22 protein-coding genes are annotated in these 26,470 nt (G+C 37.0%); 18 read left to right on the plus strand and 4 right to left on the minus strand.

Annotation, left to right across the window (positions count from 1 at the left end):
* Position 1 precedes the first annotated feature (1 nt).
* The 7 genes from comGC (at position 2) to EKM63_RS04050 (ending at position 5,757) form a co-directional block, all read left to right on the plus strand.
* On the plus strand, positions 2 to 331 hold the full coding sequence (gene comGC / locus EKM63_RS04020) for a competence type IV pilus major pilin ComGC (RefSeq protein ID WP_125703955.1): 330 nt from the start codon (positions 2 to 4) through the stop codon (positions 329 to 331).
* Complete coding sequence (gene comGD / locus EKM63_RS04025; protein WP_125703957.1) at positions 303 to 725, plus strand: competence type IV pilus minor pilin ComGD; 423 nt, start codon at positions 303 to 305, stop codon at positions 723 to 725. Before comGC ends, comGD begins: the two co-directional genes overlap by 29 nt.
* Positions 715 to 999 carry a hypothetical protein gene (locus tag EKM63_RS04030; RefSeq protein ID WP_125703959.1) on the plus strand — a complete coding sequence of 95 codons (285 nt, stop codon included), beginning with the start codon at positions 715 to 717 and terminating at the stop codon, positions 997 to 999. Before comGD ends, EKM63_RS04030 begins: the two co-directional genes overlap by 11 nt.
* Positions 983 to 1,438 carry a ComGF family competence protein gene (locus EKM63_RS04035; protein ID WP_164504900.1) on the plus strand — a complete coding sequence of 152 codons (456 nt, stop codon included), beginning with the start codon at positions 983 to 985 and terminating at the stop codon, positions 1,436 to 1,438. The genes EKM63_RS04030 and EKM63_RS04035 overlap by 17 nt, the downstream gene beginning before the upstream one ends.
* 247 nt (positions 1,439 to 1,685) lie before the next feature.
* Positions 1,686 to 2,705 carry a class I SAM-dependent methyltransferase gene (locus EKM63_RS04040; RefSeq protein WP_125703963.1) on the plus strand — a complete coding sequence of 340 codons (1,020 nt, stop codon included), beginning with the start codon at positions 1,686 to 1,688 and terminating at the stop codon, positions 2,703 to 2,705.
* Between the two features lie 9 nt (positions 2,706 to 2,714).
* Positions 2,715 to 3,902 (plus strand): acetate/propionate family kinase, encoded by a 1,188-nt coding sequence (locus EKM63_RS04045; protein WP_125703964.1) that lies wholly within the window; start codon positions 2,715 to 2,717, stop codon positions 3,900 to 3,902.
* Positions 3,903 to 4,077: 175 nt separating this feature from the next.
* The gene (locus EKM63_RS04050; protein ID WP_125703966.1) at positions 4,078 to 5,757 is read left to right on the plus strand and encodes an oleate hydratase; all 1,680 of its coding nucleotides are present in this window, start codon (positions 4,078 to 4,080) and stop codon (positions 5,755 to 5,757) included.
* An 812-nt stretch (positions 5,758 to 6,569) separates the two neighbouring features.
* Here EKM63_RS04050 and EKM63_RS04055 read toward each other — a convergent pair.
* Positions 6,570 to 7,301 carry a glucosamine-6-phosphate deaminase gene (locus tag EKM63_RS04055; RefSeq protein WP_125703967.1) on the minus strand — a complete coding sequence of 244 codons (732 nt, stop codon included), beginning with the start codon at positions 7,299 to 7,301 and terminating at the stop codon, positions 6,570 to 6,572.
* 217 nt (positions 7,302 to 7,518) lie between these two features.
* On the opposite strand from EKM63_RS04055, the gene EKM63_RS04060 reads away from it, so the two are divergent.
* The 5 genes from EKM63_RS04060 (at position 7,519) to adhE (ending at position 16,023) form a co-directional block, all read left to right on the plus strand.
* The gene (locus EKM63_RS04060; protein ID WP_125703969.1) at positions 7,519 to 9,384 is read left to right on the plus strand and encodes a PTS mannitol transporter subunit IICBA; all 1,866 of its coding nucleotides are present in this window, start codon (positions 7,519 to 7,521) and stop codon (positions 9,382 to 9,384) included.
* A 23-nt stretch (positions 9,385 to 9,407) separates the two neighbouring features.
* Positions 9,408 to 11,492 (plus strand): BglG family transcription antiterminator, encoded by a 2,085-nt coding sequence (locus EKM63_RS04065; RefSeq protein ID WP_125703971.1) that lies wholly within the window; start codon positions 9,408 to 9,410, stop codon positions 11,490 to 11,492.
* Between the two features lie 4 nt (positions 11,493 to 11,496).
* Positions 11,497 to 11,940 (plus strand): PTS sugar transporter subunit IIA, encoded by a 444-nt coding sequence (locus EKM63_RS04070; RefSeq protein WP_125703973.1) that lies wholly within the window; start codon positions 11,497 to 11,499, stop codon positions 11,938 to 11,940.
* A gap of 1 nt (position 11,941) precedes the next feature.
* The gene (locus EKM63_RS04075; protein WP_125703975.1) at positions 11,942 to 13,105 is read left to right on the plus strand and encodes a mannitol-1-phosphate 5-dehydrogenase; all 1,164 of its coding nucleotides are present in this window, start codon (positions 11,942 to 11,944) and stop codon (positions 13,103 to 13,105) included.
* Between the two features lie 317 nt (positions 13,106 to 13,422).
* On the plus strand, positions 13,423 to 16,023 hold the full coding sequence (adhE, locus tag EKM63_RS04080; RefSeq protein WP_125703977.1) for a bifunctional acetaldehyde-CoA/alcohol dehydrogenase: 2,601 nt from the start codon (positions 13,423 to 13,425) through the stop codon (positions 16,021 to 16,023).
* 58 nt (positions 16,024 to 16,081) lie between these two features.
* On the opposite strand, the gene EKM63_RS04085 is transcribed toward adhE, so the two are convergent.
* On the minus strand, positions 16,082 to 16,600 hold the full coding sequence (locus tag EKM63_RS04085) for a MarR family winged helix-turn-helix transcriptional regulator (RefSeq protein WP_125703979.1): 519 nt from the start codon (positions 16,598 to 16,600) through the stop codon (positions 16,082 to 16,084).
* A gap of 138 nt (positions 16,601 to 16,738) precedes the next feature.
* Here EKM63_RS04085 and EKM63_RS04090 point away from each other — a divergent pair, with 138 nt between their 5' ends.
* From EKM63_RS04090 to EKM63_RS04105, 4 genes are all read left to right on the plus strand, one after another.
* Complete coding sequence (locus EKM63_RS04090) at positions 16,739 to 17,674, plus strand: ATP-binding cassette domain-containing protein (protein WP_125703981.1); 936 nt, start codon at positions 16,739 to 16,741, stop codon at positions 17,672 to 17,674.
* 18 nt (positions 17,675 to 17,692) lie between these two features.
* A complete protein-coding gene (locus tag EKM63_RS04095) occupies positions 17,693 to 18,469 on the plus strand; it encodes an ABC transporter permease (RefSeq protein WP_125703983.1) in 777 nt (258 codons plus the stop codon).
* 106 nt (positions 18,470 to 18,575) lie between these two features.
* Positions 18,576 to 19,436 carry an aldo/keto reductase gene (locus EKM63_RS04100; RefSeq protein WP_125703985.1) on the plus strand — a complete coding sequence of 287 codons (861 nt, stop codon included), beginning with the start codon at positions 18,576 to 18,578 and terminating at the stop codon, positions 19,434 to 19,436.
* Positions 19,437 to 19,795: 359 nt separating this feature from the next.
* Complete coding sequence (locus tag EKM63_RS04105) at positions 19,796 to 20,674, plus strand: AAA family ATPase (RefSeq protein ID WP_125703987.1); 879 nt, start codon at positions 19,796 to 19,798, stop codon at positions 20,672 to 20,674.
* A 328-nt stretch (positions 20,675 to 21,002) separates the two neighbouring features.
* On the opposite strand, the gene EKM63_RS04110 is transcribed toward EKM63_RS04105, so the two are convergent.
* A complete protein-coding gene (locus EKM63_RS04110; RefSeq protein WP_125703989.1) occupies positions 21,003 to 21,869 on the minus strand; it encodes a glycerophosphodiester phosphodiesterase in 867 nt (288 codons plus the stop codon).
* Positions 21,870 to 21,895: 26 nt separating this feature from the next.
* Positions 21,896 to 24,433, minus strand: a complete 2,538-nt coding sequence (locus EKM63_RS04115; RefSeq protein ID WP_125703991.1) for an excinuclease ABC subunit UvrA — start codon at positions 24,431 to 24,433, stop codon at positions 21,896 to 21,898.
* A gap of 192 nt (positions 24,434 to 24,625) precedes the next feature.
* Between EKM63_RS04115 and EKM63_RS04120 the strand changes: the two genes are divergently transcribed.
* Positions 24,626 to 25,576: a zinc-binding dehydrogenase gene (locus EKM63_RS04120; protein ID WP_125703993.1), complete on the plus strand. Its 951-nt coding sequence runs from the start codon at positions 24,626 to 24,628 to the stop codon at positions 25,574 to 25,576.
* 71 nt (positions 25,577 to 25,647) lie between these two features.
* Entirely contained in the window at positions 25,648 to 26,469 is an 822-nt protein-coding gene (locus tag EKM63_RS04125) for a MerR family transcriptional regulator (protein WP_125703995.1), read from the plus strand.
* Position 26,470 lies beyond the last annotated feature (1 nt).

Genomic DNA, 26,470 nt, shown 5'->3' on the forward strand with positions numbered 1-26,470 from the left:
TATGTTTAAAAAAATTAATAGTCGTAAGAAAAAGGGATTTACACTGATTGAAATGGTGATTGTGCTATTTATTATAGGGATGTTGATGTTACTGATATTGCCCAATTTGAGTCAACAAAAAGATAAAGCTACTGAGAATTCAAACGAAGCTTTTAGAACTACATTACAGACACAGGTTGACTTGTCTGAAACGTCTAAAATTGATTCATTAGAGTCGCTGCAAAAGAACGGATTAATTACCCAAAAACAGCATGATAAGGCTGACAAGTTACAGTTGATTGTTAAAAACGGCAGGGTAGTTGATGATATTAATTCAGCGTCAAAAAAGTAGGGGTTTTACACTAGTAGAGACGGTTTTAACTTTATTTATTACTTGTTTGCTAATTACCATTGGTACACTTCAAGTTAAAGATTATCAACAGAAAACCGAGGAAGCTATGTTCTTCAGAAGATTTGAAGATGACTGGCAAAATATTTTAAACTCTAGCTTTTTAACGAATAAAAGATGTTATGTAGACTTTTCGGAAGCTAAGGTGATATTTTCTTTCGATAATCGCACTACTACTATAGAGGTTCCAGAAACACTGAAAGGGAATTCAAAACACCTAGAAGTGCACAAATCCGGTGAGACTTCGCCAAAAACGATTTATTTTGACTCAACAAACAGCAAAAGGAGATACAAATATACTGTTCAGATGGATTGGGGTGTTTTGATTGCTGGTTAAACGACGAGGATTTTTACTTTTGGATTCCTTAGTTTCTTTTGTAATATCAATTTTGATCATTGCAACGTTGGCAATAACCATTGGACAAGAACGGCAGACTATCAATCATTGGGAGTCTCGAGTTAGTGCACATAAGGTTATGTTATTGCATCTCAAAGGGAAGTCTATTCCGCACATTATGATCATCGGTGGAAATAAGTATCAATTTTCTCAAAATGAAACTGGTTTGAAAGTCATGGGACAAGATGGTAAATCATTTGAAGTTAAAAAGTAGGCGTCAAGGTTTTATGTTGAGTGAGGCTGTTTTAGCATTATTCGTAGCAGCAATTACGATTGGTATCTTGCAAAGTTGTCTAAAAATATTTGATCAGGTAAAGGTTATCAATAGTAGTGAAAATATTCGGTGGCACGTTATTAATGAGAAGCTTCAAAATGAATTTGCAAATATAACCGTGGTCAAAATGGATTCTCAAAAAATGATTTACCACAAGAGCGATGTAAAAAATAATACTTATACTATTAAATATTTTCAAATGAAAAATGGTAATAACGTCATTCAAAGGACGACCGTGGGTGGTGGATTCTCACCGATCATTGGTAAATTATCTAACTTCAAAATTTCAAGAATAGGAAACAATCTAATGTTTAAAATCACAAATAAACAAGCTATCGTAACGGAAATGTATTTTACAAATGTTCAATTTCAAGAATAAAAGAAGTGGAACTGTCCTGTTAAATACGATTATTATTTTTACAATTTCTATCATGGTTATTTTGTATGCTGACCAAAGATTTCAACAAACGATTCATAACTATCAGGTCCTAGATGAACGGTATAAGCAGAAAATTAGAACTGAATTGAATAATTCCGCTAATATAAAGTTTTTGGAAGATGAAAACGCTTGAATAAAGTTAATATCAACGTTAAAATTTTAATATCATGTGTAAAGAGGTTGTTTAATGTCAGAAGATAATGAAATGCAAGATTATTATGACCTTGTGAACCAAGCTTCGACCTTGTTGCAGAAATCATTGAGTAGCACCTACACAGATGCCTTAGCGGAAACATTGACGAATCTAGCTGATGGCAAGGTTTATGTAGAGAATGGTGCACCTGATGAAAAATCTGTTGCAGAGTTAGAAAAACTATATTCACAAATCAAGGCCGTGAATTTATCGCAGCTTCAGTTAAAACAAGCTATTACTGTCAATATTATTCAAGCACAACGATTGGATAAAGTTGAAGTAAATAAACTAATGACTCCAGATACAATTGGATTGATTGCAAGCTTGATTGCTTTCGAGATTTTGACCGCAAGTGGTCAAAAGAAAATCAATTTAATTGATCCTACTATTGGTACTGGAAACCTCTTGATAGAATTTATTGATCAATTGAATTTGGCGGGTGACTTTGAAATCAACGCTGCCGGGATTGACAATGACGAGACTTTAGTTGGTTTAGCTAAATCATTTTCTGAAGTGATGAATTTGAATTTGGATGCTTATCATCAAGATGGAATTGCTGAATGGGAAATCACTGATATCGATTATGCTATCGCTGATTTACCAGTTGGATATTATCCAGTTGACGACAATGCGGCTAAATTTGAGACCAAGGCAGATGAGGGACATTCCTATGCTCATCATTTGTTGATAGAACAAACAATGAATAATTTGAATGATGGTGGAATTGGTATTTTTATAGTTCCATCAGCAATATTCCAAACAGATCAAGCTAAGAAACTTTCAGCTTGGATGGTTTCTAATGTTTATTTGCAAGCAGTGTTGGATTTACCAGGCAATTTGTTTGCTTCGAAGGAAGCTCAAAAGGCAATTGTAGTCTTGCAAAAACATGGTGGTAAAGCACAGCAGGCATCTAACGTTCTCATGGGAACAATCCCAGGAACTGACAATGTTAAGGAATTTGAAGGATTTAGAAATCAAGTTAGAGATTGGGCAAGTAATAACTTTAAAGGATAGGTGACGAAAATGGCAAAAATTATCGCAGTTAACTCAGGTAGTTCAACTTTGAAATGGAAGCTTTATTCAGTTCCTGATGAAACTGTAATAGCAGAAGGTATGGTCGATCGACTAGGACTTTCAGACTCTGAATTCAAAGTAAAATATAATGGACAAAAGACTAGTGAAATCGGAGATATCCCTGACCACAAAACAGCTGTTAATAAGATGTTGAAGACTTTGTTAGACCTTAACATCATTAGTGATTACTCTGAAATAACTGGTGTTGGACATCGTGTAGTTGCCGGTGGAGATATTTTCAAAGACTCAGCATTAGTAACTCCAAAAGTTCTACAACAAATCAAGGATTTGGCAGAGTTTGCTCCATTACATAATCCTGGTCAAGCAGTCGGTATTGAGGCATTCCAAGATATCCTACCAGATGTGCCACAAGTTGCTGTTTTTGATACATCATTCCATCAAACAATGGATCCTGTTAACTATCTATACAGTATTCCTTACGAATACTACGAAAAATACGGAGTTCGTAAATTTGGTGCTCACGGAACAAGTCACAAGTACGTTTCAAAACGTGCTGCTGAATTTGTAGGTAAACCAATCGAAGATTTAAGAATTATCTCAATGCATTTAGGTAGTGGTGCTTCGATCGATGCTATTCAAGGTGGAAAATCAGTTGATACTTCAATGGGATTCACACCACTAGCTGGTATCACAATGAGTAGTCGTTCAGGTGACCTCGATCCTTCATTATTTGCATTCTTGATGGACAAGCTCAAGTTGTCAGATCCTCAAGACATGATCGATATTTTGAATAACAAATCTGGTCTACTAGGTATTTCAGGGGTATCTCCTGACATGCGTGATTTAATTGCTACTAAGGACGAAAACAAACGTTCACAACTTGCAATTGATATCTTTATTAACAGAATAGTTAAATATGTTGGCTCATATATTGCACTAATGGGTGGAGTTGATGTTCTCCTATTCACTGCAGGTATGGGTGAGGCCAATTCATGGATCCGTGATTTAATCATGAAGAAGTTTGAATACATGGGTGTGAAAGTTGATTCAGACGCAAACGAAAATGGTAAAGGATTGCGTAAAATCAGTGCTGACGACTCAGCTATCGAATGCCTAGTTGTTCCAACTGATGAAGAATTGATGATTGTCCGTGATGTTTTAAGATTATCTAAATAAACAAAAGATTCGACAAAATGTCGAATCTTTTTTATTTTGTCCAAAAATACAAAAATCAAAAAATAAAGTACATACTTTTAACTTTTTAATTTTTTATTTATTGAAAGCCTTTACATTCATAAAAATATTGATTATATTTTACTTGAAAGAGATACCTCGAAAGGGAGTGTACTTTATGACAAGAAAAGCATATATGATCGGTACAGGTGTCGGTAATCTAGCTGCCGGAATTTACTTGATCAGAGACGGTGGATTTAAGGGTGACCAAATTACAATGATGGGTCTGGAAAAGCACGGTGCCAATGATGGTGCTGCGGTGGCAGACTATCAAGATGAATATAGTAATCAAGCACTATCCAATTCTAAAGGATTCTTAGCAAAAGGTGGACGTATGCTTAATGAGGAAACATACGAAAACTTATGGGATTTAATGAGATCTGTGCCTTCACTCGACAATCCTGGCCAAACAGTAACTGACGATATTTTGAATTTTGACCACGCACATCCAACACATGATGTTGGACGTTTGATTGATCGAAACGGTCCAAGAATCAATCCTGGTAAAGATAATTATAGACATATGCAATTCAATAATAAGGAGCGTATGTTGCTTTCTAAATTGATGTTGATGCCAGAAAAAGACGAGGAGAAATTGAATAATATCAGTATTGAAGAGTGGTTCAAGAGTAGTACTCCTCATTTCTGGAACACGAACTTCTGGCACATGTGGCAAACAACATTTGCATTTAAACGTGCAAGTTCTGCCATGGAGTTACGTCGTTACATGAACCGTATGATTCTTGAATTTACCAGAATCAATACTTTGGAAGGTGTAACAAGAACTCCTTACAACCAATATGAAAGTTTAATTTTACCAATGCGTAAATACTTGGAAGATCGTGGAGTTACATTTATTAATAACCGTAAAGTAACAGATCTCGAATTCAAGGACACAGCATTGCAAGACGATATTGTTGTTACCGGAATCAAATACGAAGAAGTCGATAACGATAATAAAGAAGGACACATTGATATTGCCGAAAACGATATGGTCTTCGACACTAATGGGTCAATCACTGATAGTTCATCTATCGGTGACTGGGACAAACCAATTGTCGAAAATATGGAATATGCTCCAAGTGCCATGCTTTGGAAGAAAGCAGCAAGCAAGTTCTATTCATTAGGACAACCTGATAAATTCTTCAACGACAGAACTCAAAGTGAATGGTACAGTTTCACAATTACAACAAACAACCATTTGCTTTTGGAAAACATCGCTAGAATTACACAGCAACAACCAGGTAATGCATTGAATACTTGGATCGACAGTTCACCATTAATGTCAATCGTTGTTCACCATCAACCACATTTCCACGCACAAAAACCAAATGAAACAGTATTATGGGGCTACTTCATGTATCCACGTAGAAACGGTGACTTTGTTCAAAAACCAGTTATCGAAATGACAGGTGAAGAAGTTCTAGACGAGTTCTTAGGACAATTAGCATCAGTTGATCCAGCCAAGGATAATATCCGTAATCACATGGATGAAATCAAAGAGAGCATCGTCAACTGTATTCCAGTTTACATGCCATATGCCAGCGCATTGTTCAACCAACGTGCAGTAGGAGATCGTCCAGATGTAGTTCCAAAGCACAGCAAGAACTTAGCATTCATTAGCCAATTCTGTGAGCAACCATTCGATATGGTATTTACAGAGCAGTATTCATATCGTGCAGCTCAAAGAGCCGTTTACACATTCTTAGGAATTCCATTATCACAGATGACACCAATGCATCATTACGAGAAGGATCCAAAGATAATGGCACGTGCAACAAAGACAATGTTCCGTTAAAAAATTATTTCAGGTGAGGTATTTATTATGAAAAAATTTCTAAAATTTATTTTTAAGCTGACCTTAATCGCTTCTGTTATAGGTGGTGCAGTATTCTTCGGTGGAAAGAAATTGCTTGAGTAGGATGGTTTGATGCCGATTCCGGATGCAAATCGATTTTACTTTAAGGAACGTACGTCGCCTACGGCGCGTGCGCAACCTTCTGAAATGTTGGCTACGCCAACGAACAACTGAGGAAGGGAACGTAGTGGAGCAACTTTAAGCTAATTGCACAAAACGCAATCATCTTAAAGCTTACTCTTTCACTAAATGTGCGAAGCACATTTAGTGAAATGTCGCTACTGAGTCCAAATCGATTTTCTTCTCCATCTAGACAAGCGAGTCAATTCATTATTGAAATAGTAAATGTAAACAGAACGGGGTTGGGAACTGATATTTTGGTTCTCAACTCTTTTTTTGTCGTAATTTTGCAGTAAAAACAAGTTCACCAATTTCAAGTCGAAGTGGGATAAACAACCCCCCAAAATCAACTAAATGCATCCATGCAGCAGGGAGGAACGAAGTGACTCAATTTTTTATGTTAACAATCTAGCCAGAAGGTGGAAAACCAAGGGCAAAACGCAGTGAGATTCTTCTTGGTCCGGCAAAGGCCGGAGCTAGAAGAAGGCAATAAGGCAAGACCGCCTTTAGGCTTGCCTTTTGCCCACAGCGTGACGACCCTTGGTTTGTAACCTTCAGGCGGAAGTCCATAGCAAAACAAACAAAAAAGCCCCCATCCACATCGAAGTGAACGGAAGCTTAAATCAAAACAATTAGTTGATTTTTTCATCAATAGAAGAATCGGCCAACTTGCTAGCAGCGTCTGTATCAACGATAACTGTTACATCATCTTTTTGTTGAAGAACAGAAGCAGGGCATTCGTTAGTAACAGGACCTTCAATCATTCCTTTAACAGCGTCAGCTTTTTCTGTACCGAAAGCCATAAGAATGATCTTTTTGCTCTTAAGAATTGAACCAATTCCCATTGAGTAAGCAAACTTAGGAACATCTTCTTCGTTGTCGAAGAAACGTGCATTTGCTTCAATTGTTGATTCAGTTAATGGAACTTTTCTTGTTTCTACATCGAAAGGAGAACCTGGTTCGTTGAATCCGATATGACCATTACGACCAAGACCTAATACTTGAAGGTCGATTGGGTTGTCAGCAATCACTTTGTTATAACGTTTTGTTTCTTCTTCTGGATCCTTTGCTAAACCATCAGGTACGAATGTTTTTGCAAATGGTTTCTTATCAAATAGGTTAACTTGCATGAAGTGACGGTAACTTTGTTCGTCATCTGGTGCACAGCCTACATATTCGTCAAGGTTAACTGATGTCATTCCTGAAAAATCAACATCACTGTTTACCATATATTTGTACATTGAAACTGGAGTTGAACCTGTTGCAAGGCCAAGTACCTTAGCACCATTGTCCATTTCTTCCTTAATTAATTCAAAAGCCTTTTTGCCGGCTACGTCATTGTTATTTGCTACGATTACTTTCATCGATGTAATTCCCCTTTCAAATTTAAAAGCTCTTTAACTTTGGTATAGTCCAATTATAATTTCTTTCAGTAATTCTGTCAAGATTTTCATCAAAATTTTGGTCTAGACAAAACTTTGTCATAGAATTTTGTGCCAAAGCTCTCGTTGATGAGATTTTAGAAAGCGTATACACTAATTCTTGTAAGCGGTTAAAGTGCTTGAAAGGGGTGTCAAATATATGGAAGCAACTTCCAATATTGAGAAGAAGTCAGAAACTAAAGAAAAGACTTCTATAAAGACAAAGTTACAACGTTTCGGTAGCAAACTTTCCGGAATGGTTATGCCGAACATCGGTGCATTCATTGCTTGGGGACTTATTACAGCTTTATTCATGGCCTCAGGTTGGTTACCTAATAAGGAACTAGCCAAGATGATCACACCAATGGTTACTTATTTATTACCATTATTGATCGGTTTTACAGGTGGTAATGTAGTTGACGGTCACCGTGGTGGTGTCGTCGGTGCAATCGCCACAATGGGTGTTATCGTTGGTACTAATATTCCTATGTTTATCGGTGCCATGGTAATGGGTCCATTAGGTGGCTGGTGTATCAAGAAATTTGATGCATGGGCACAACCTAGAACTAAACAAGGATTTGAAATGTTAGTTAATAACTTCTCATCCGGTATTCTAGGTATGATTTTAGCCATCATCGGATTCTTCGGAATCGGACCATTGGTTTCAACATTATCAGGAGCTTTAGCTGTAGGTGTTAACTGGATCATTGCTCATAACTTATTACCACTAGCTAACGTGGTTATTGAACCAGCAAAAATCCTATTTTTAAATAACGCAATTAATCAAGGTATTCTAACTCCACTTGGAATTCAAGCTTCTGCTGAAGCTGGTAAATCAATTCTATTCTTGCTAGAACCAGATCCAGGTCCAGGTCTTGGAGTATTGTTGGCATTTATGTTCTTTGGTAAAGGAACAGCCAAGAGTAGTGCTTCAGGTGCTGCCATTATTCACTTCTTTGGTGGTATTCATGAAATCTACTTCCCATACGTACTTATGAAACCAGCATTGTTCTTATCAGTTATCGGTGGTGGTGTTACAGGTACATTTATGTTTAGTCTCTTTGGATCAGGTTTGAAAGCTTCACCTTCACCAGGTTCAATCATTTCTATCCTATTAATGACTCCGAAAGGTATCGGGAATTACATAGGTATTTTAGTCGGTGTCACAGCAGCAACCGTCGTCTCATTCTTGATTTCAATGGTAATTTTGAAACGAGATAAATCTGAAGATGGTGACTTAGCTGCTAGTCAAGCAGCCTTGTCTAGTGAAAAAGCATCAGCTAAAGGACAAGCTTCTGCAGACGCATCAGGTACACAAGCATCAACAGATGATGCCAAAGCAATTTTAGCAACAGCAAATGAAGTTAACCATATTATCTTTGCCTGTGATGCCGGAATGGGATCATCAGCAATGGGTGCTTCAATTTTGAGAGATAAAGTTAAGAAAGCTGGTTTGGACTTATCAGTTACAAATACAGCTATTAACAATTTGAAAGATGAGCAAGGCCTACTAGTTGTTACACAAGACGAATTAGCTGACCGAGCATTAACTAAGACTCCATCAGCTGTGCACGTTGCAGTTGAAAACTTCTTGAATTCACCTAAGTACGATGAAATCGTTGCTGGTTTGAAGACTAAAGAAGTATCAGGTTCTACAGAAACAGAAAAGCCCGAGGAAACAGCAACTACTGATAAGAAAGAAGTTGCTAAAGAGGACGATAGTTTACAAAATATCGATGTTACAAAGATTCACACAATTGACTTTATCCATCATGATCAAAACGTTGGATCAGCAACAATGGGTCGTTCGATCTTCAAAGACAATATGAAGAAAGCCGGAATTGAAAATGTTAAAGTTCAACATATTTCAGTTGGTGAAGTTGACGATGAAGATTCTGTCCTAGTTATTGCTAGTCGTGATACTGCAAAACGTATCAAGTTATCATTCAAGAACGTTCAAGTTCTCGTTGTTGATAATCTAATGGATGCCCCTGAGTATGATAAACTTATTTCTGAAATGAAATAAATTTTGCAGGGATGAAAAAATAGATGGATTTATCAAATCGTGAATCAGAGATAACATTACTTTTACTTAGAAATCCACAAGGATTAAACATTTCCGACTTAACTAAAGGTATAAACGTTAGTCGTCGAACTATTTACCGTGAGTTGTCTAGTTTGGAAACTACACTTGCTCGTTTGGCGATCCAGCTTACAAAGATGGACGGGTTATATCATCTCGTTGGTAGCGAAGATAGTTTCGAGGAATTGCGCAAGGTCCTGACGGGTTCAAACAATCAAACTATTTTAACTTCTGTTGCGACTAGACAGAGTGCAATCGTATGTAAGCTTTTAACAGTTGAGGATATTGTTACTACGCAAGCATTGGCAGATGAATTTGAGGTCAGTGCCACAACGATAACGCAAGATTTGAAAACAATTGAGCCAATATTCAATGAGTATGAACTCACTCTTTCTCGAATCAAAGCTAAGGGTATTTTGGTTGAAGGTAAGGAAAGTAACGTTCGTCGAGTGTTGAGTGGAATATTATCGAGTGAGATCAACGAATACGAGTTTTTCGAATTCGTTAACCATCTTGATAACCCCAAGACTATCTCGTCAAACAGTTCACAGTATTTTATAAATCTATTAGATTTCCATCTATTAAAACAAGCAAACAAGGCGATACAAAGTCGTGTTAAAAGTGATTTTACAAATTTGTCTGATAGTCAGCTAAAACAATTGCTGATTATTTTGACAGTCTCTGCTAAAAGAATTGAGAACAATAAATTAGTAGGGGAATTCAAACAAGTTGATAAAAGTTCCATCTTCAAATATCAACGAGTGGCAATTGATTTATACAACGAATTTGATGAAGAGATCCGTAATCGTATTTCTTTAATGGAGCTAGAGTTTATGGCTCAACAAATTCAAGGAATGAGTTTTTCGATATCAAATAATATTTTGCAAGATGATTATGACTTACAGCTTTCGTATTCAGTACGAAGTTTGATCCAACAAGTCTCAACAGATTTTGGATATGATTTCAAGACTGATGATACGTTGTTTGAAGACTTGATGGCACATATTGGAACTGCTTTAAAACGACAAGTTTCCAGTTTGCCTGAGATAAATAATCCTGTCTTACAAAATGTTACCAATAATTATCCGGAACTTTATCAGCAAGTCCAAAAGGCTGCTAATGATGTTTTCGATGATCAAGTTTCAGATAGTGAAGCAGCATATATTTTGATTCACTTTGCTTCATCGTTTGAACAGCAGCGGCAAGCTAAACCAATTTCAGCATTAGTTGTATGTGCGAATGGAATTGGAACTGCCAAAGTTTTGGAAAGTAGATTGAAGAAAACTGTTCCAGAAATCAGCCACTATCATGTATCTCGAGTTGCTGAATTGAACCATTTAGATTTGAAAAAATTTGATATTATCCTGTCTACGATTTTTCTACCTGGATTCAAATTACCTTATAAAGTAATTTCACCCTTGCTATTGAAAAATGAAATACAAGAAATCAAAACATTTCTAAGTGATAGGTTCGGAGTGGTCGAGGTCCGTGAGAGTAAGCCTTTATTTATTGATAGTGAAAATGCACTAGGTGAGTTGGATGATTTATACGAGCATTTGGCAGATGCACATCAAATTCTTGATCGTGTTGCTGTTGAAAAAATCGATAATCGTATGTTCAACTTACAACAAACATTGCTTTTACTATCACGTAGATTAAGACCAGAAATTGTTTCTGATCCAGATATGGTAGCGACTGCGCTGTATCAGAGAATGCAGAAGGCTCCCGTTGGACTACCAGGAACGACGATGGCATTGATCCATACCACTAATGAAGGTGTCAGAAAGCCATTCTTTGCAATTTATGATTTATCCACTGCGATTCTTATCAAAGGGATGGACCAAAAAAGTATGGAACTGAAACGTTGTCTATTCATGGTCGCACCAAAAGACGTAACAGAGTTCAGCAGTACGATCCTAGGAAGTATTTCTAGCTCGATCATAGATAACGAATTAAATTTACAGACGTATCAAGAGGGAAACAGCAGTCAGGTCAAACAATTGATAGCCAAGTTATTTTTAGAAGTAATTAAACAAGAGGATTGGAAGTGACGTGATGAAGGCTTTAGATAAGAACCTTATCAAGCTGAATCAACAGGTAAAAACTAAAGAAGATGCAATCAAACAAGCCGGTCAAACGTTAGTTGACAACGGATATGTTGAACCAGGATACATCGACTCAATGATAGATAGAAACCGTGACGTTTCAGTCTATATGGGTAATTTCATAGCTATTCCTCATGGTACAGAGGATGGTAAAAAATTCATCAAGAAAACTGGTATCTCAATTATTCAATATCCAATGGGTGTTGACTTCAGTGATGATCCAGCTGATGAAAAATTAGTTACCGTTGTATTTGGTATCGCAGGTTTGAATGGTGAGCATTTGCAATTACTATCATCAATTGCATTATTCTGCAGTGACATTACAAATGTCGAAAAACTAGCAGATGCTCAATCAGAAGATGAAGTTATTAATCTATTGAAGGAAGTTGATTAGGATGAACAACGCAGTACATTTTGGAGCAGGTAATATTGGTAGAGGTTTTATTGGAGAAACATTAGCATCAAACGGATTTTCAATTCATTTCGTTGATGTTAACTCAACAATTATTGACGCACTAGATTCACGTCATGAATATGATATTGAACTAGCCGCAGAAGGTCACAAGAAGATTCATGTTGAAAATGTTGATGGTATCAATAACAAAGACAATCCAGAAAAAGTTGTCGAAGCTATTCAAAATACAGATATGGTCACAACAGCTATTGGACCAAAGATTTTGCCATTCATCGCTGACTTGATTGCTCAAGGAATCAGTGCACGTAAAGCAAACAACAACACAACTACATTGGATGTTCTAGCATGTGAAAACATGATCGGTGGTAGTCAATTCTTGAAAGGTGAAGTATACAAACACCTTTCAGACGAAGATAAGAAATTTGCTGATGAATATATCGGATTCCCTAATGCTGCCGTTGACCGTATCGTGCCAATCCAACATCACGAAGATCCATTGGCTGTTTCAGTTGAACCATTCAAGGAATGGGTCGTTGATGAATCACAAATGAAACATCCAGAAATCAAACTAGATTCAGTTGTATATGTTAAAGACTTACAACCATACATCGAACGTAAATTGTTCTCAGTTAATACAGGACACGCCACAGTTGCTTATACAGGAGAATATCTTGGTTATAAGACAATTGGTGATGCCATCCAAGATGACAAGGTCTTAGACCAAGTTAAGGGTGCTTTGAAGGAAACTGGTGATCTATTGATTCACAAGTGGAACTTTGACCCTGCAGAACACAAAGCATATCAAGACAAGATTTTGAGTCGTTTCCAAAACAAATATATTTCAGATGATATTCTTAGAGTTGGTCGTACACCAATTCGTAAGTTAGGATATGACGAAAGATTTATCCGTCCTATTCGTGAACTAAAGGAACGTAATTTGGACTATAGCGTACTTTTGGATACAGTAGGAATGATGTTAACATTTGATGAACCTAAAGATTCAGAGAGTGTCGATCTTCAAAAGAAACTTAGCGAAAAAACACCTAAAGAAGTTGTAACTGAAGTTACAGGTTTGAAGGATGAAGATTTGATCAATGCTATCGTAAACAAATACGAAGATAAAATCGCAGCTACTGAAAAATAATTAAATATCAAAAGAGTGATGATCATCGATCATCACTCTTTTTTTAGTCTATATTGTGAAATATAACACTAGTGATTTTGAACAATTCAAATGTAAGAATAATGTAACCGTTTACAAACCGTTAATATTAAATCACTATGTTGCGGGGCTTCAATCAACACATAATAATAATTATGTTAATGAAAACGTATTCATAAGATTAATTTACATTTTTTGAGTGAAAATACTTGTACTAATTTTTTTCCGTGATATTATAGGTTGTGAAATAAATAACGTGAAGAATTTAACAAACTATAAAATGTTTTGGAGGATTTACAATGTTAAAAGAGAACAAGAAAACAACCGATGAAGAAAATGTCAGTACAATGATCGATGGCTTGGTTGCTAAAGCTCATGAAGCTTTAAAAATCATGGACGATTATACTCAGGAACAAGTTGATCATATCGTTCATCAAATGGCAATTGCCGGATTGAATGCTAGTTTAAAGTTAGCCAAGCTAGCTCATGAAGAAACTGACCGTGGTGTTACTGAAGATAAGGTCATCAAAAATATGTTTGCGACTGAAGAGATTTGGCATTCAATCAAGCGTGACAAGACAGTTGGTATCATTGAAGATGACAAAGAACACCGCTTGATCAAAGTCGCAGAACCACTGGGAGTTTTAGCTGGTGTAACACCTGTTACTAATCCAACATCAACTACTCTTTTCAAATCATTGATAGCTGTTAAAACACGTAATCCAATTATTTTTGGTTTCCATCCTCAAGCACAAAATTGTTCAGTTGCTGCCGCAAAAGTAATGAGAGATGCAGCAATTGCAGCCGGTGCACCTGATGGAATTATTCAATGGATCAAAAAACCAAGTTTGGAAGCAACTTCATATTTGATCAATCATGATGGAGTCGCAAGTGTTCTTGCTACTGGTGGTCCCGGAATGGTCAAAGCAGCCTACTCAACAGGTAAACCTGCACTTGGTGTTGGACCTGGTAATGGACCTGCATATATCGAAAAAACAGCCAATATCCGTCGTGCCGTAAATGATATCGTTCTCTCAAAGACATTTGATAACGGAATGGTATGTGCTTCAGAAAACAGTGCCATCGTAGATAAAGATATTTACGCAGAAGTTAAAAAAGAAATGGAAAAGAACAAAGTTTACTTTATCAAAAAGAGTGAACATAAGGCATTAGCAGATGCAATGTTTACACCAACTGGTGGTGTTAAAGGACCAATTGCTGGTGCTTCAGCTTTAAAAATTGCTAAATTAGCTGGAATCAAGATTCCAGAAGATACCAAAGTAATCGGTGTAGAGATTTCAGAAGTTGGTTCAAAAGAGCCATTATCTGGAGAAAAACTTTCACCAGTTATCTCAGTTTATAAATCAAAGGATCACGCTGAAGCCTTAAAATTAGCAGATGCATTATTACATTATGGTGGTCTTGGACATACTGCTTCAATTCATACCATGGATGAAAAGTTAGCCACAGAATATGGTGTGAAGATGTTAGCATCTAGAGTTTTGGTCAACACACCATCAGCAATCGGTGGTATCGGAAATCTTTATAATGAAATGATTCCTTCACTTACTTTAGGAACAGGTTCATGGGGTAAGAATTCAATTTCTCACAACGTATCGTCATTCGATCTACTTAACATCAAAACGATTGCCAGACGGAGAAATAACATGCAATGGATCAAACAACCTAAAGTATACTTTGAAAAGACTTCAGTACGTTACTTGGAAGACATGGAAGGTATCCACAGAGCATTCATCGTCTGTGATCCAGTGATGGTTCAATTTGGATATATCGATACGATCTTGGATGAATTAAAACGTAGAAAACATGAAGTTGAATATTCACTATTTTCTGATGTAGAAGCAGTTACATCAACAGATATGGTCCAACGTGGAGTTACTCAAATGAATATCTTCAAGCCTGATACAATCATCTCACTTGGTGGTGGATCTACAATGGATGCCGCTAAAGATATGTGGTTATTCTACGAACATCCAGATGTTGACTTATTCGGAGCTGAGCAAGGATTCATCGATATCAGAAAACGTACTTACAAGTTCCCTAAGCCAGAAAAAGCTCAATTCGTTGCTATTCCAACAACCTTTGGAACTGGTGGAGAAGTAACACCATTCTCAACAATTACAGATTCTAAGACACAAGTTAAATATCCAATTGCAGATTATGCTTTGACACCTGATGTAGCAATTATTGATTCACAATTCATTGAATCAATGCCAAAGAATATCGTTGCCATCGCTGGATTAGAAGTATTGAACAACGCAGTTGAGTCCTTCGTTTCAAATATGGCTTCTGATTACACCAGACCATATGCAATGCAGGCTTTCAAACTTGTCGTTGATAATTTACAAAAAGCCTACAATGGCGATGTCGATGCAATGGGTGAATTGCACAATGCTTCAACGTTAGCAGGGATGTCATTCGGAAATGCCTTTGCAGGTGTTGGACATTCACTAGCTGATGTCTTGAACAACGAGTTTGGCGTATCACATGGATTAGGAGTCATCATTTCATTGCCACAGGTTATTAGGTATAACTTTAAGCAACCAACAAAAATCGCTATGTGGCCAAAATATGAGCATTTCAGAGCCGATGAAGATTACGCGCAAATCGCTAGATACATCGGATTACAAGGAACTACAAATGAAGAATTAAAAGAAGCCTTGATTGCTAAAATTGTTGAATTAGCACATTCCGTTGGGGTTAAATTAAGTCTTAAAGATAACGGGATCGATAAAAAACAATTTGATGCAAAACTTGAAGACTTATCAGAATTAGCATTCGCAGATCAATTCTCCTTCGCTAATCCAAAAGAACCATTGATTGCAGAATTGAAACAAATCCTGATCGATGAGTATTCTGGAAAAGGGATCGAGAAGTAAAAATATATTATGTAAAAAAAGTGTCCTTTGAGAATTGTTCTCAGAGGACACTTTTTGTTTATAGAAACCAATCACGAACCGTGTCGGTGACTGTTTTGTGGAATTTACTGAACCAAGTAGGATTGGTAGCTTTTATCTGTTCATATAAGTTGGCATTGATTTTGGTGAATAACGCTGAAAGCTGATCAAGTTCTTCATCAGTGAGAGATTTTATATAATCGGGAATTTCAGCCGTAGCAGTTTGCGCGTTTTCTCTACCTGAATCAGTTATCTTAATAATCACAACTCGTTTGTCTTGTTGAGATTTTTCCTTAGTGACGAAACCTTTTTTGACCAGTTTACCGACAAATTCGGCCGTGGATTGGGCGGTTAAATTTAATCTGTCAGCCAATTCTTTTTGGGAAAGTCCATCTTCTTGTGAAAGGGCTAATAGGATTTTACCTTGACCCTTGAATAATGGTTGATTGTCATCGTAGTCGGAATGTCCTAATCGAGTGGCATCTTCAGCAATATGACGAACCATATTGAATTCAATGAGTTTACTTGTTGCATTTTTTTGTTTAGTTATATTTGGCATGAGATCAGCCTCCAAGAATCATTATACTGATTGTTTTGAAAAAATAAAGACAGGGTACTTGATTAATTAATCAGGTGCCCTTATAATCGAAACTAATCAGGTAGCCTGATTAAAAATTATGAGTAAGAGGCAATACTTATGACAAATGAAAATGCAATTGAAATAAAAAACTTAACTAAGAAGTTCGGTGATAATATCGCCGTCAATGATATTTCTTTCGATGTAAAACCTGGTGAAGTATTTGGCCTGTTAGGTCCTAATGGTGCCGGTAAAACGACTACTTTAAGAATGATAACCACATTGTTAAAACAGGATTCAGGGACTATCAAAATCTTTGGGCATGACACAGCCAAAGAAGGTAAGGACGCCAGATCGATGTTTGGTTTGACTGGTCAATACGCATCTGTTGACGAAGATATCACTGCCAGAGAGAATTTGATGATTTTTTCCAGGCTGAATGGATTGACCAGAGCACAATCAAAGCAACGTACCGAAGAACTATTAAGTGAATTTTCATTAGAGAATTCTGCCGATAAGAATTTGAAAGACTTCTCAGGAGGTATGAGACGCAGACTTGATTTGGCAGTCAGTTTGATAACGAGACCAGCATTAATATTCTTGGACGAGCCAACTACCGGGCTTGATCCACGGACCAGATTACAAATGTGGGAAACCATTCGTCAACTTGTAAAACAAGGTTCAACAATTATTTTAACTACACAATATTTGGATGAAGCTGATCAATTGGCAGATAGGATTGCTGTTATCGATCATGGGAAACTTGTAAAAATTGGAACACCTGAAGAACTGAAACAATGCGTTGGTGGTACTAAGTTGAAATTCGTTGTCGATGATGATGGAAAAATCCAGGAAGTAGAAAATATGTTGAATAAACAATTTTCTTTGAACCCTAAAGTCACTGATAACAAAGTTGATTTGATTTTAAATAAAAAGAATCAATTAGTTGCCGTTTTAAATGCTTTGGATGAGGACAATATTTCAACCAGTCATCTAGTCGTTGAAGAGCCGTCTTTAGATGATGTCTTCATGAGTTTAACAGTTGGTAAAAATTAATTAGTAGGAGAAAGAAAAATGGACGTACAAAAACACAGTGGAAACATCATAATGAATACAAGTACCATGGCTTACCGCAATTTATTGAAGACGATTCATGATCCCGACAGACTCATGGACGTAATCATTCAACCAGTTTTGTTTATGATCATGTTTGGTTACCTATTTGGTGGAGCAATTTCAGGAAGTGTCAAAGCATACTTACCAACCATCGTACCCGGAATATTGATGCAAGCAATGTTGTCGGCAGCATCAGGCTCAGGTTCACAAATTAGAGAAGATTTAGATTCAGGTATTTACGATAGATTCAAATCATTACCAATGGCTCACATTGCACCATTAGCTGGACAACTTTTTGCTGATATTTTACGATTAGTGATTGCTGCAACAGCCTCGTTAGCAACTGGATACTTAATAGGTTGGAGACCAGAAACAGGTTTTGGTAGCGTTCTAGTTTGTGCGTTATTAGCAGTATTTACAGGTTGGTCAATGTCATGGATCTTCGCATTATTAGGCCTACTATCAAAAAGCGCATCGACCGTACAAAGTTTTTCATTAATGATTATGTTAGTTTTGACCTTCGTATCAAATGCATTTATTCCCATTCATTCATTAAATAGCGTAATGAGATTCTTGGCATACATGAATCCAATCACTTACGTCATTACAGCAATCCGTCAGATATTAGCGACCGGAACATTGACACACGAAGCTTTACTTGTATTGTTATTTGGATTATTAGTAGTTGTGATTTTCGCTCCATTGACTGTTTTGGCATATAACCACAACAATTAATTTCAAAAGTTTTTGATTGGTCATGAGGAAAAGCGTGCCATAATTTTGTTAAAATTTTAAGCATTTTGTTATGATTAATGAGTAAACTTTTGAGAGGGAGTACAATATGACAAATTTGAACAGTTTAACTGATACATACAAGCTTAGTAATGGTGTCGAAATTCCTATCGTAGGATTCGGTACATGGCAAACTCCAGATGGAGAAGTTGCCAAGGAAAGTGTTAAATCAGCCATTGAAGCTGGATATCATCACATTGATACTGCTGCCGCATATGGTAACGAAGATAGCGTTGGTGAAGGAATCAAAGCATCAGGTATCAAACGTGATGACTTGTTCTTAACAACCAAGCTTTGGAACGATGATCATGGCTATGAATCAACTAAGAAAGCCATGGATAAGTCATTGTCAGAATTAGGTGTAGATTATGTTGATCTATATTTGATCCACTGGCCAAATCCAGTTAAGTTCCGTGACAACTGGAAAGAAGTTAATGCCGAAACTTGGCGTGCGATGGAAGAGTTGTTAAAAGAAGGAAAGACACGAGCAATCGGTATTTCAAACTTCAGACAACACCACATGGATGAAATTTTGAAGACAGCCACAGTCGCACCAATGGTCAACCAAATCTTCTTGAATCCTAGTGATTTACAACCAGATGTTGTTGCATATAACAATGAACACGGGATGTTGAGTGAGGCATATAGCCCACTTGGCACAGGTAAAATTTTCCAAGTCCCAGAATTGAAAGATATGGCTGCTAAGTATGGCAAGTCTGTTGCTCAACTAGTATTACGTTGGTCATTACAACATGGCTTCTTACCACTTCCAAAGTCAGTTCACGCCGACAGAATTAAAGAAAATACGGATATTTTTGATTTCGAAGTTTCTGATGCAGATATGAAGGTTATTGATGGACTTCATGGATTGGCTGGAGTTGCAACGGATCCCGATACTACTGATTTTTAATAGTTTTTGACTGCCGTCTGGAGGTTACGTACTGCGGGGGCGGAACGCCATGGGTTGAAAAGGTAGCCAAAACGCGGTCTACTTTTACAACCTGTATCTAACCTCGGCCCATGCCGAGCTAAGATACATTTCACGGCTGGCTCCCCGCAGTACTCCACCTCCAGACTAGATAGTGGTCCAATTTTGTTAATGTAGTAACTGAAACTCCACATTTTTTATTTATGGAGAGGTTACTATTCTTATTTCTTAAATATTTAAAAACAAGTTAGCGAATCTAACTCATTTAATTTATGAGCTGGGTTCGTTTTTTTTGGAACACATTTGGTATGATTAAAACAACTATTGTTGGGGGTGACTTGATGATTTATTTAGAAGATTTTACTTTGCCTGATGAAGATAGGGAATGGAATTTTTTTCGGTTCCTTAAAAGTCGAGCATCCTCTGATTATTATCCGTTTCAAATTTTTCCCAACAAGGAAATCAATCATTTTGAATTTGAACCTGTCACGATAATTTATGGTGATAACGGATCTGGTAAATCTACTTTGTTGAATATTATTGCTGAGAAACTTCGTTTGCAACGTGGGACTTTATACAATCGTGCCCGCTTTTTTGAAAATTATTTAGGGATGTGTTCGTATACCGCACATAAATTGTTACCTGAGAATTCTTCAATGATTACCAGTGATGAAATTTTTAATTACATGTTGAATTTACGTGCTTTGAATCAAGGAATTGATAATCGCCGAGAAGAAATTTTTGAAGATTATCTGGATCATAAATATGGTGACTTCAAATTTCGAAGTTTAGATGATTATGATGAATTAAAGAAGACCATCGAAATGAGAAGAAAAACTCAATCAAGATATGCACGCGAACACCTCCAGAAAAATGTAACTGAAAGATCAAATGGAGAAAGCGCAATGCATTTCTTCGCGGAAAGAATTAAAGAAAATCAACTCTATCTATTAGATGAACCAGAAAATTCCTTATCACCAGCAAAACAACAAGAACTAGTAAAATTTATAAATGATAGTGCAAGATTCTTCAAATGTCAGTTCATAATTGCCACACATTCACCATTTCTATTATCATTAGATTACGCAAAAATCTACGATTTAGATTCCGTGCCAGTTAAAATAAAGAAGTGGTATGAATTACCTGAAGTAAAAGTGTACGCAGAATTTTTCGAGAAGAATCGGGACAAATTTAAGAAAAATGATGGCGACTATGAATAGTAGATAATAAAATGCAGAAAAAAAGGCTCAATTCATTGTATTTTCAATACTTTGAATTGAACCTTTTTTGTGTGTATTAATGAATTCACTTCTATTAAGAAGGAGCAGATACCTAACGAAGCCAAACTAGATTGGAAATTTATTTTTCACCAATCTAGTCTGGAGGTGGAGTACAGCGGGGTAAAACGCCGTGAGATTCTTCTTATGAAGGCGAATAGCCTGAATTAGAAGAAGGCAAGCAAATGAGACCGTACTGAGGCTCATTGGCTTGCCCATGGCGTGACGACCCCTCAGTACGGAACCTCCAGACGGCAGTCAACGACAAACACTATTTCCAATCGTCAACCAAATGCTTCGTTTCCTTGGTATTATTAGTAAACAAACTATCTGTCTTTTCAACCTTAACAGCATTATAAGTATCGTTGTAAGTATTAATAGTCCATAAATCAGAAAGCATACCACGCTTGTTGATTGCCTTCATAATAGCAGGAGTAGCTTGCTCAGCATCAAGTGATAAGAACTTGATGTACTTAGGAGCACCTTTAATTTCTTGAAGATATTGATCCTCGCCACTAGCTTCCATTAACCATAAGAATGGAACATCTTTTTGTTTCTTGAAGCTGTGCATCAATTCGATACCATTAACATCAGTATCTTGGACGATAACGTTGTTGTTCATCTTTGATTTATCTAATTGTGTAGCAAGTGCTTTTTCAGTATCAGTATTGTCACCATCATTCTTCTTAGCTTCAATGATGTAATGAACGTTTTTCTTATAGTGATCGAAAACATTCTTTAGTTGGTGAATTGGTTCACCGTTTCTTAATTTAACTTTATCTAATTGCTTTGAAGTAGAAGTGGAAACGTTGATGTCGTGTCCAGTTGTACGTTTCAAATTATCGTCATGAGTTACGTAAAGTTTTCCATCTTTACTTAGCCAAACATCTTGTTCGATAAATTGGCTACCATCTTTGATTGCATGGTCATAACCAGCAAAACTATGTTCGGGACTATTATATGGACTACCACGATGTGAAAAAATGATCGGGTGTTTTGGTGAAGCTTTCTTGATTTCTTTTTCCACAGAAACCATGTTTTTAGCCTTAGCTGCTGCAGAAGCGTTATTTGTCGTGATTCCGATACTAAATAATGCCAATGCGGTAGAAACAATAGCTAATTTTGCATTAATTTTCATTGTACTCTCCCCTTAAAACAATATTTTTAGAGTAACCCAAAAAGATTCAAATGTTGGTTCAAATATTTTCCGGTAACGCTTTCTTTATTGTAACAAATATCTTTAGGAGTTCCAGTGGCAATTATTTTTCCACCGTTTATTCCGCCTTCAGGGCCGAGGTCATTAATGTAATCAGCGTTTGAAATTAAATCTAAATCATGTTCGATGACAATTACTGTCGCATGGTTTTCAATCAATTGGTCCATTACATCGATCAAAACTGAAACATCTTTTGGATGTAATCCGACACTTGGTTCATCGAAAATAAATAATTGGTTTTTTTGATTTCTCTTCATATAAGTTACTAGCTTTAAACGCTGAGCTTCTCCACCTGACAGAGTAGGGGTGCTTTCACCAAGTTTTAAGTAACTTAGTCCAATATTATCTAGTACTTCAAGGATGTTATGGATACGAGTGTCATCTTTGAAAAATGGAATTGCCTCTTTGACTGACATGTCTAATATTTCTGCCAAGTTTTTCCCATTCCATTTTATTTCAAGAATATCCTTCTTAAAACGGTCACCGTTACAGACAGGGCAAGTTTCCACCATATCCGGCAGGTATTGGATATCAAGGGTAATTACACCGGTACCACCACAGTTAGGGCAGGCACCTTCCTTGTTGTTGTAGGAGAAATGACTGGCAGTAAAATGCTTAGCTTTGGCAGCGTCTGTTTTGGCAAATAATTTACGAATCTCGTCGAAAACTTTTGTGTAGGTACCGACAGTTGAACGGACATTTTTACCGATTGGTACTGAGTCGACTGTGACCACATTTTTGATATTGCCCGAATCGATTTCATTGACATAACTTGGCATTGGATCGCCATCAATTTCATGCTTCAAGGCAGGAATAAGGCTGTCGAAAATCAAAGTAGTTTTACCTGATCCAGACATACCAGAAACTAGATTAAGTCTTTCTTTGGCGAATTTAGCATGCATGTTGTGAATATTAAAGCGGTCACTGATGCCAACACTGATTTCTCCTTTTTCAAAGATGTCTTTGGAAGGTTTGTGACTGATGATATTGCCGGTACCAGTCAAGTAAGGTTCGATTACTGAGTTGGTGTTTTTCTTGATCTCGTCAACGGTCCCTTCCGTAATAACGCGGCCACCATCAGCACCAGAATCGGGACCGATTTCGATAACGTAGTCGGCGGCAGCAATAATGCTGGTATCGTGATCAACAACAATCAATGAATTTCCTAAACGGACTAGTTCTTTGAGAATTTTGATCAACCCATTTACATTGGCCGCATGTAATCCGACACTTGGTTCATCCAGCACATACAAAACGCCGGTCATTTGATTGCGAATTGTTCTAGCAAGCTGGATACGTTGCAATTCACCAGTTGAAAGGCTATTACCAGCTCTATTCAATGAAAGGTAATTTAGTCCCAAATCATCGATTGGTGAAAGAAGATCAAGTAATTCGTTAACTAAATTCTTGCCAAGTGACTGCATTTCATCAGGTAACCAATCCAGAATTTGTTGAGCAAATTTTTGGAGTTCACTGATTGTTAATGAACTGACTTCAGCTATGTTTTTGCCAACTAATTGGTTAGTGAATAGTTTAGGATCAAAACGGCTTCCATGACAGACTGGGCAGGGTTTGATGTCATAAAATCTCGAGAGACGTTTTAAAGTATTTTCATTTTTGGCAGTCTTTAAACTGTGCTCGACGGCAGCAAAAGCATTTTCGTATAGAGAATTTAGTTTAAAGGCTTTACCACTGGAGGTGGGCACGATCAATTCACGCTTAACGCCTTTTCCATGGAGAATGATATCTTTTTCCTTATCATTCAAATCTTTGAATGGAACGTCAATTCTGACTCCAAGTTTTTCGGCTAGTGATTGTTGAAGCGAGCGACCAGGTAGACGCCATGAACGAATAGCTCCATCTTTAATAGAAAGAGTCTCATCAGGAATTATTTTGGCTTGGTCCAATACTCTGGTAACTCCTGTACCTTCGCACTCAGGACAAGCACCTGTTGAGTTAAAGGCGAAATCTTCAGCGCCGAAGACCATGAATTTGACCCCACAAGTAGGACAAGTTATCATACCCATCTCATCGTCATTACCAGGTAAGTCCATCATTTCAGAAATTTTTAAAGTAGGATCGAGTCGATGCCCATTTGGACATTCAACTGAAGCTAGACGTGAAAACATTAATCTCAAAATATTCAGACTTTCAGTCATGGTACCAACAGTCGAACGCACACCAGGAACAGTAGGACGTTGTCTTAATGCAATTGTTGATGGTAGATTTTTTATTTCACGAACATCTGAACGACCGACTTGGGTGATTCGACGACGTGTGTATGTTGATAACGCATTAAGATACTTTCTTGCCCCCTCAGAGTAGATGGTATCCATTGCTAATGAAGATTTACCTGAACCTGAAACCCCGGTGATAGCGACGAATGAATTCAGTGGGATGTCAATGTCAAGATTCTTCAAGTTATTGGCATTTGCTCCGCGAACTTCGATGTTATCCGGAATATAGTTCTTATGCCTAATTCCCATAATTTACCTTCTTATAATTAAAGTTAATTTCATTTTAACATTGGAAAAATATTTCCAATTGCTACGACTATTTAATTGTAAACTATAACGTTTGGTGACAGTCAATAATAATTTATTTGATAATAACTTGACTGTTACGTTACGGTACAGTTTATGCTTGTGTCAGTTAATAAATAAAGCGGGGTAATAAATATGAAATCAGTAGTTATTGAAAAAGCCGGTGGGCCAGAGGTTTTAGACATTAAGGAACGTCCAATTCCAGAAGCAACTAAAGATGAGACGGTTATCCAAATTCATGCATTCACAGTTCATAGATACGAAGTGTTGACACGTGAAGGCGGTTCTCCATCAGTTAAGTTTCCACGAGTAATTGGCGTTGAAGCTGTTGGTGAAGTTTATCAACCAGCAGAAAACAGTAATCTGAAAAAAGGCCAAAAGGTTGTTTCATTCAATGGTGGATTAGGTCGTGCCTTTGATGGAAGTTATCAAGAATATGCATTGATTCCAAATAACTTCGTTTATCCAGTCGATTTTGATGGCTCATGGACTGAACTGGCAAGTATTCCTGAAACATTTTATACAGCATTTGGTGCTTTGAAATCAATGCACTTGGCTAAAGGACAATCATTATTAGTTCGTGGTGGTACAACTGGTGTCGGCATGGCTGCGTTAGTGTTAGCAAAAGCTATGGGACTCACAGTTGGCAGCACTACTAGACAATCTGCACGTGAACCAGAACTCACAAAAATGGGTGCCAATGATGTGATCTTAGATAAAGATGGCAAGCTTCAAACTGATAAAAGGTATGATAATGCCATCGATTTAGTTGGTGTATCAGCTTCTGTCGATACATTGTCACACGTAAACCAAGGTGGATTCTACAGTTTGGTTGGAATGGTAAATGGTGAGTGGATATGGAAGGAATTTGATCCATTCACAAACTTAGCCGGAAAATTTGCGACAGTTTACGATTCGACTAACGTTGATCAATATTTAGTAAATGAAATGTTTGACTTGATCAACAAGAATCATTTACAAATTCCAATTGCCAAAGTATTCAAGCTCGATCAGATTCAGGATGCTCATGAGTACGTAATGGAGAAGAATCGTCCACTAGGACAAGTTGTTGTTTCAAATGATTAATGTAAGATCCAATTAATAAATGATAATATTAGTAATGTAACGAAACGTCACAGTTTGAAAGGAGAGTTTAAATGTTAAAGATAAGTGAGATGGCAAAGTTGGCCAGTACTACTCGAAGAACGCTGATTTATTATGATGAACAAGGTTTGTTTTCGCCTGCGGAAAAAACAGACGCAAGTTATCGGTACTATGAATACAACCAGCTGTATGATTTAATGTTTATTCTCGGACTAAGAAAGCTGGGGATGTCGGTCGAAGAAATTAGAGAAATCAAGAATTCACAAGAAACCACTTCAGATAAATTGTTAGGCGCACAAGAGAGGGTTTCAACTAAAATTCATGAATTAGAGCACATTCAAACAGTCATTGATCAACGTTTGGAACAGAAACCTGTTGATAAGAACGTAGTTTTATATCAACCTATGATTACAAAAAACTTTGATAAATTCTTTTGGTGTTCACGTCAAACTGTCTCTTGCACCGAAGAGGAGATTGCTGAATTGTTTGCTGAATTTTATAAGCAGCTTGATTCATTGGCAGTTATGGATACGGGCGATTCGGGATTCTTAACAGATTTACCAGTCACAAATCCAAGCGGATATGCAGATGCAGGGTTTAGAATTCTGAAAGAAACCATCGTTGACTCAAAACAAGTTTTTATCCCAGTAATGAAAAAGGACGGCGGAAAGTATATCAGTATTTATGTGGAAAACACTGGGGAAGGTATCGTACACGGATTAAAAATGCTTAATTCCTATTGCACAGAAAATCATATTCAAACTGACAATCATTTATGGCAAATGGATTACGGAAACGATCACAATAAAGTTGGTGCTGCTAAGATTGGTAAACTTGAATACTCAATCATAGGTGGGTTAGACTTGAGGTCATAAG

Origin of the sequence: Companilactobacillus mishanensis (assembly GCF_003946505.1) — a bacterium.
Taxonomy (GTDB): Bacteria; Bacillota; Bacilli; order Lactobacillales; family Lactobacillaceae; genus Companilactobacillus; species Companilactobacillus mishanensis.

Coding starts and splice junctions, on each gene's coding strand:
- comGC (WP_125703955.1), top strand. CDS start 2: ATGTTTAAAAAAATTAATAGTCGTAAGAAAAAGGGATTTACACTGATT.
- comGD (WP_125703957.1), top strand. CDS start 303: ATGATATTAATTCAGCGTCAAAAAAGTAGGGGTTTTACACTAGTAGAG.
- EKM63_RS04040 (WP_125703963.1), top strand. CDS start 1,686: ATGTCAGAAGATAATGAAATGCAAGATTATTATGACCTTGTGAACCAA.
- EKM63_RS04045 (WP_125703964.1), top strand. CDS start 2,715: ATGGCAAAAATTATCGCAGTTAACTCAGGTAGTTCAACTTTGAAATGG.
- EKM63_RS04050 (WP_125703966.1), top strand. CDS start 4,078: ATGACAAGAAAAGCATATATGATCGGTACAGGTGTCGGTAATCTAGCT.
- EKM63_RS04055 (WP_125703967.1), bottom strand. CDS start 7,301: ATGAAAGTAATCGTAGCAAATAACAATGACGTAGCCGGCAAAAAGGCT.
- EKM63_RS04060 (WP_125703969.1), top strand. CDS start 7,519: ATGGAAGCAACTTCCAATATTGAGAAGAAGTCAGAAACTAAAGAAAAG.
- EKM63_RS04065 (WP_125703971.1), top strand. CDS start 9,408: ATGGATTTATCAAATCGTGAATCAGAGATAACATTACTTTTACTTAGA.
- EKM63_RS04070 (WP_125703973.1), top strand. CDS start 11,497: ATGAAGGCTTTAGATAAGAACCTTATCAAGCTGAATCAACAGGTAAAA.
- EKM63_RS04075 (WP_125703975.1), top strand. CDS start 11,942: ATGAACAACGCAGTACATTTTGGAGCAGGTAATATTGGTAGAGGTTTT.
- adhE (WP_125703977.1), top strand. CDS start 13,423: ATGTTAAAAGAGAACAAGAAAACAACCGATGAAGAAAATGTCAGTACA.
- EKM63_RS04085 (WP_125703979.1), bottom strand. CDS start 16,600: ATGCCAAATATAACTAAACAAAAAAATGCAACAAGTAAACTCATTGAA.
- EKM63_RS04090 (WP_125703981.1), top strand. CDS start 16,739: ATGACAAATGAAAATGCAATTGAAATAAAAAACTTAACTAAGAAGTTC.
- EKM63_RS04095 (WP_125703983.1), top strand. CDS start 17,693: ATGGACGTACAAAAACACAGTGGAAACATCATAATGAATACAAGTACC.
- EKM63_RS04100 (WP_125703985.1), top strand. CDS start 18,576: ATGACAAATTTGAACAGTTTAACTGATACATACAAGCTTAGTAATGGT.
- EKM63_RS04105 (WP_125703987.1), top strand. CDS start 19,796: ATGATTTATTTAGAAGATTTTACTTTGCCTGATGAAGATAGGGAATGG.
- EKM63_RS04110 (WP_125703989.1), bottom strand. CDS start 21,869: ATGAAAATTAATGCAAAATTAGCTATTGTTTCTACCGCATTGGCATTA.
- EKM63_RS04115 (WP_125703991.1), bottom strand. CDS start 24,433: ATGGGAATTAGGCATAAGAACTATATTCCGGATAACATCGAAGTTCGC.
- EKM63_RS04120 (WP_125703993.1), top strand. CDS start 24,626: ATGAAATCAGTAGTTATTGAAAAAGCCGGTGGGCCAGAGGTTTTAGAC.
- EKM63_RS04125 (WP_125703995.1), top strand. CDS start 25,648: ATGTTAAAGATAAGTGAGATGGCAAAGTTGGCCAGTACTACTCGAAGA.